Source organism: Methanoregula sp. (genome assembly GCF_002835825.1).
Taxonomy (GTDB): Archaea; Halobacteriota; Methanomicrobia; order Methanomicrobiales; family Methanospirillaceae; genus Methanoregula.
On record NZ_PIZH01000167.1, the window covers coordinates 1 to 4,853 of the forward strand.

Sequence of the window (4,853 nt, forward strand, 5' to 3'; positions counted from 1 at the left end):
GGCAAGGGGCATCAACTGGATGACCAAGACCCTGCCTGCCGGGAATCCGTTCGCCGGGACTTACTATGTCATCGGAACGGCGTTCGGCCCCGGTGTGGACGAGACCAGGTGGCAGGGTGAGGGAGCCCCGCAGTATAGCGCAGGGAAGATGTACTGCACGTTCGGGTACTGGGATAGCGTCCCGAAGGGCAAAGGTGCAACGCTTGGCCTTGAGACCCCCTCAACGTTCAGCACAGACAAGTACGACCTGATGGTTTTCTGCGCGAACTTCTCGGCACCGTCGCAGGCAGCCATGACTGCGGCACTACCCACACTTACGATGTCGGAGGAGGAGGCACGACAATACTTCTATTCGATCATCAAAAAGGATTTTATCAATATCGATGGCAAAACGATGACGAAAACAGGGAACATGTACCAGCTGATGTGGAAGGCCTCCCCGGCATCCCATGACCAGTGGGAGGTCCAGATCGGGCACGGGTACATCAACGTCGGCCAGGGTGCCGTGAACTATGGCGAGACGGAGTACGTGATGTCCCTGCGGGGCCAGGACCCCGGCACCCGCTGGACCTACCATGCCTGCCGGCCGTGCATGAACTGCGGTACGTGGACCGAGACGACCGAGCTGAACAAGGACTGCACGCAGAGTTCCGATTGTATGGGCGGGCTCTCGTGCAGCGGGGGGTACTGCGTTGACCCGAAGTCGGCTGCTGCATCCTCGTCCTCTTACCCGCCCGCCCTGACCGGTGCGCCAGCTGATCAGGGAACAGGAGGACAAGGAAACACCGGTGCCCCGGGAGCCTCGTGCAGCGGAATCACCGATTGCGCATCGGGACTGGCCTGCAAAGGCGGAATCTGTGCGATACCGGGGGGGCCGTAACTCCGCAACAATTCATTATACTTTTTTCTGATACGTTCAGCATGTTTCGCTATTCTGCTGCTGAAAAACTGATAAAAAAAGGAAAGTTCACGACGTTCTCATGTCGTGTTCTCGTCGTTTCTCTTATTCCGTCTGGGGGACTTTCCGCCTGCTCGTGGCCTTGAGTTCGTCCTCGGTGACTTTCGGGACAGCATCCTGGATCTCCTTGAGGATCGCATCTACCGCTTCCCGCTTCGGGATATCACCAAGGATAGTGTCATCCATGACCGGCCGGCCGGATATCTCGTCAGCGGATTCATCCTTTGCACCAAGGAACTTTGCACCCTGGCGGATCAGCTCGGAGACCTCGAAGGGGAAGATGATCTTGGTAGCCTGTCCATTGGACATGGTTTTGAGTGCGTTGAGTGAGAGGACGGTTATAGCCTTCCGGTCAAGAGGTGCGGCTCCCACTGAGAGGATACGCAGACCCTGTGCCTCACCCTGTGACTGCAGGATCCTGCTGAGCCGTTCTCCTTCTGCACGGAGCACCTTGCTCTGCCGTTCCCCTTCCGCTTCCAGGATCATGCTCTGCCGGAGCCCCTCTGCCTTGAGGATGGCGGAGCGCTTCTCCCCGTCAGCCCTGAGGATGGCTGCACGGCGGGCACGCTCGGCTGCGGTCTGCTCCGTCATCGCGTTCTTGACCTGCTCGACCGGGTCTACTTCCTTGATCTCCACGCGCTCGACCTTGACACCCCACTGGTCGGTCTCGCGATCGAGGATGTCACGGAGCTTGGTGTTGATGACGTCCCGGTTGTAGAGCACCTCGTCGAGTTCCATGTCGCCGATGATGCCACGAAGACTGGTCTGGGCAAGGGCAATGGTTGCAATCCGGTAGTTTGAGACCTCGAAGAATGCCTTCTCCGGGTCGATCACCCGGATGTAGACAATCGCATCGACATTTGTCGGGGAGTTGTCCTTCGTTATCACTTCCTGGCTTGGGACGTCCATCACCTGGGTACGGAGGTCGAGCTTATGGACCTCGGAAATGAACGGTACGATCCAGCGGAAGCCGGGGTTCATCCGGCCGATATACTGGCCGAGCCGGATCAGGAGGCCCTGTTCGTACGGCTGGATGATCACGACACCTTTTGCGAAGATCGCGATGATGACGAGTACGAGGAATATGACGATCAGAGTTTCGATAAATGATACCATGTTATGCTACCTCTTCGACAATGATATGGACTCCCTGGGAGTCGATGACTTTCACGTTCTTTCCCGGCAGGATTTTCCCACCGGTTGATTTTGCACTCCACTCCGTTGTCCCGATAAGGACCTTGCCGGAAAGAGTGTCCGGGTCAACGTCTTTTACAACACGGCCCTCCCTTCCAACGAGCGAGTCGCGGCTGATGGTGGTCGGGCTTTCGTCCGTTGTGATCCGGCTGTACATCCAGACCGTGAACGCTGCTGCCGCAATGGCAACGACAACGCCAATCACAATGCCCCAGCCGTTGTTGAAGATATCCATGCCGAGCAGCAGCAGTATCCCAAAGATGATCATGACCGTTGCCGGCACCGTGGCAAAGAACCCGGGGCTGTAGACCTCCACGAGGAGGAGAAGTGCCCCGAGGACCACAAGGAGCCAGCCAAGGGCGATCCCTTCCAGAAGTACCATGGTTACTGTTCCGCTGCCGGCGGATTTAAAGTATGGGACATCATCCCCGGCCATTTATTAAAATTTGTGGTTGAAAAGGAGGATTTTGCCTGGTCTGCAGCCAACCAGCGCAGTAGTAACGATGGGGGAGCCGGGCGCTCAGTCATATGCGCAGCTTTGCCACTTTCACGCCAACCGGCACCCCGAGTTCGGCGGCTACCGGGCCGCATTTTGCGGCAAGGAGGTAGGCAACCGGGGGAAGGTCGTTCATTTCCGAGATGGACTCAAAGTTCGCCATCCCCTTCGCAATGATGATCGTACAGGTTTCGATGGCCTCCTTCAGGTCGCTGGGGATGAGGTCCCGGTTGAACCCGATCTCTGCCCGGTCGCCGCCACCAGATGAAGTGAAATGGTCTACCATCCTGTCGAGCCCGAGAGCCCGGGCATCTTCGAGCGTTGCATCGTTTAAGATGGGCGTCTCCTTGACCGCGAGGGTGATGTGTGCGCCCTGCGACTTGAGATACCGGATCAGCAGTTTGTCGAAGACGATCTCGCCGCAGTTGTCGGAAAGATAGACGACTCTCTGGCAGAGGGGGAGGATCCTCTCTGTATCGTCAATGTAAAGCTGTTTTTGGATCTCCATCGTAAAAAATGAATAAAAATCATCGGTGACCTCATGTCCCTTGACTGCATAATCGAAGATATTCGCGATGACCGCCGCGTGGACATGGTCGCGGAAGGTCTGCAGGCTTCCCCGCACCTGCTGGCAGACGTCCATTGCCTGCTTGTTGCCGGAGCGCTTGAGTTCATCGAACGGATCGCGGTTCCCGAGCAGTTCGTACGCCCTGCGGTGTATCCGGCTTGCGATCTGCGGATGGGTGAGGGGCTGATCCTTCAGCTCATCCATGACCTGCCGGCAGGTCTGGACGGTTTTTTCTGTGAGTGGCGCGTCCGCTCCGCAAAGGGAACACTCCATGCTGACGCGGGAGAGGAGGCAGTCAGTGCAGGTATCGGTAATCTTCATGCGGGGAACACCAGAAAAACAACGCGAAAATGGGGCCACTGAGATTTGAACTCAGGTCAGAAGACCCCCAGTCTCCTAGGATGGCCAGGCTACCCTATGGCCCCGCTCTCCTACTGTTGGATGATATCACATATCTATGTTATCGTTCGCAGCTGCGGGAGACAAGATATGTGCGTGGATCAGATCCTGCTCTTCTTGAACTCTTCAACCCGGCAGATGAGGTTCTCCAGTTCCGTGTCGGTGAGTTTCATCCTGCCGGCAATGGTGTCGACTTCATTGAGAAGCTGGCGGATCCTGACGTACATAAGGTAGATGATCAGCTGCTGGATCACGATGACCGCGCCAAACAGCACCAGCATGTATCCTTCGTATGTCACAGCCAGCCCCCGTTACCGGAATACCGCCCGTGCAAGACGGTCCACAAAACTTTCCTCGCGCCGGTCATCGGCAATCGATTCATCGTAGTCCACACCCGACATCTGGGCGGCAATCCGCTTGAACGCCTTCGTGGCGGGCGCTGTCGGGTACTTCAGGACGCAGGGAGATTTGTAGGCAGCAGCCCTGCGCACGCTGGCGTCTTCGGGCACCACATCGACGACCCGGACGCCCAGCACATCCTCAACGCTGTGGGAGCGGATCTCGGTGTGTTCCACACCGGCACGGTTGAGGATTGCGCCATAGACCTGACCTCCCATGACCTCGCAGAGGATCTTGGTCTTCAGGGCATCTGCCATGGATGCAAGTTCCGGGTTGACCACGAGGATCACCTGGTCAGCGACCGAGAGCGGGACAACGCCCTCCTTGGAGATCCCGCTTGGGGCATCAATGAGAAGGAATTCGCACCGGTCCACGAGCTTGTGCATGACGTCCCGCAGCTTGTCCGGGTCTGCCTGCTGGAAACCCTGGAGCGAGATCCCGCTTGGGACCACCTTGACGCCTGCGGGCCCCTCATAGATTGCATCCTCGATGTCTGCCTTCCCGGCAAGAACCTCGTGAAGCGTGACAGGGACATCGTCCATCCCCAGGATCAGGGCCATGTTTGCCATGCCGATATCCGCGTCCAGGATATAGGTCTCCCGCTCCAGCTGGGCAAGTGATATGCCAAGGTTGACCGTGAGCGTTGTCTTCCCGACGCCCCCTTTCCCGGAAGTGATGGTGTATGCCCGGATCATTTAAGCACTATTTTTGTCCGGTTGGCAAAAAAGGTATTTATCTCAATGGATTTGCCGTTTTTTCAAAGCGGCTTTCGGCAATTCACTCCGGAAAGTACCAAAACACAAAAAAAATTCATAGATTCCCTGCATACACCGTTATAC

Annotated in this window: 6 protein-coding genes and 1 tRNA gene; 1 reads left to right on the top strand and 6 read right to left on the bottom strand. The window is 57.0% G+C overall.

What is annotated here, in order from left to right; translation table 11 throughout:
- The coding region (locus CW742_RS07250) for a hypothetical protein (RefSeq protein WP_292418484.1) at positions 1-880 on the top strand (880 nt) is incomplete at its 5' end.
- A gap of 123 nt (positions 881-1,003) precedes the next feature.
- On the opposite strand, the gene CW742_RS07255 is transcribed toward CW742_RS07250, so the two are convergent.
- The 6 genes from CW742_RS07255 to minD form a co-directional block, all read right to left on the bottom strand.
- Entirely contained in the window at positions 1,004-2,074 is a 1,071-nt protein-coding gene (locus tag CW742_RS07255; protein WP_292418486.1) for an SPFH domain-containing protein, read from the bottom strand.
- Position 2,075: 1 nt separating this feature from the next.
- Positions 2,076-2,534, bottom strand: a complete 459-nt coding sequence (locus tag CW742_RS07260; protein WP_292418489.1) for an NfeD family protein — start codon at positions 2,532-2,534, stop codon at positions 2,076-2,078.
- Between the two features lie 142 nt (positions 2,535-2,676).
- On the bottom strand, positions 2,677-3,537 hold the full coding sequence (locus CW742_RS07265; RefSeq protein ID WP_292418492.1) for a DUF89 domain-containing protein: 861 nt from the start codon (positions 3,535-3,537) through the stop codon (positions 2,677-2,679).
- Positions 3,538-3,567: 30 nt separating this feature from the next.
- Positions 3,568-3,641 (bottom strand) — tRNA-Pro (locus CW742_RS07270).
- A gap of 75 nt (positions 3,642-3,716) precedes the next feature.
- The gene (locus tag CW742_RS07275) at positions 3,717-3,914 is read right to left on the bottom strand and encodes a hypothetical protein (RefSeq protein WP_292418495.1); all 198 of its coding nucleotides are present in this window, start codon (positions 3,912-3,914) and stop codon (positions 3,717-3,719) included.
- A gap of 12 nt (positions 3,915-3,926) precedes the next feature.
- Positions 3,927-4,709, bottom strand: coding sequence for a cell division ATPase MinD (gene minD, locus CW742_RS07280; RefSeq protein ID WP_292418498.1), 783 nt, complete (start codon positions 4,707-4,709; stop codon positions 3,927-3,929).
- Positions 4,710-4,853: the final 144 nt, after the last annotated feature.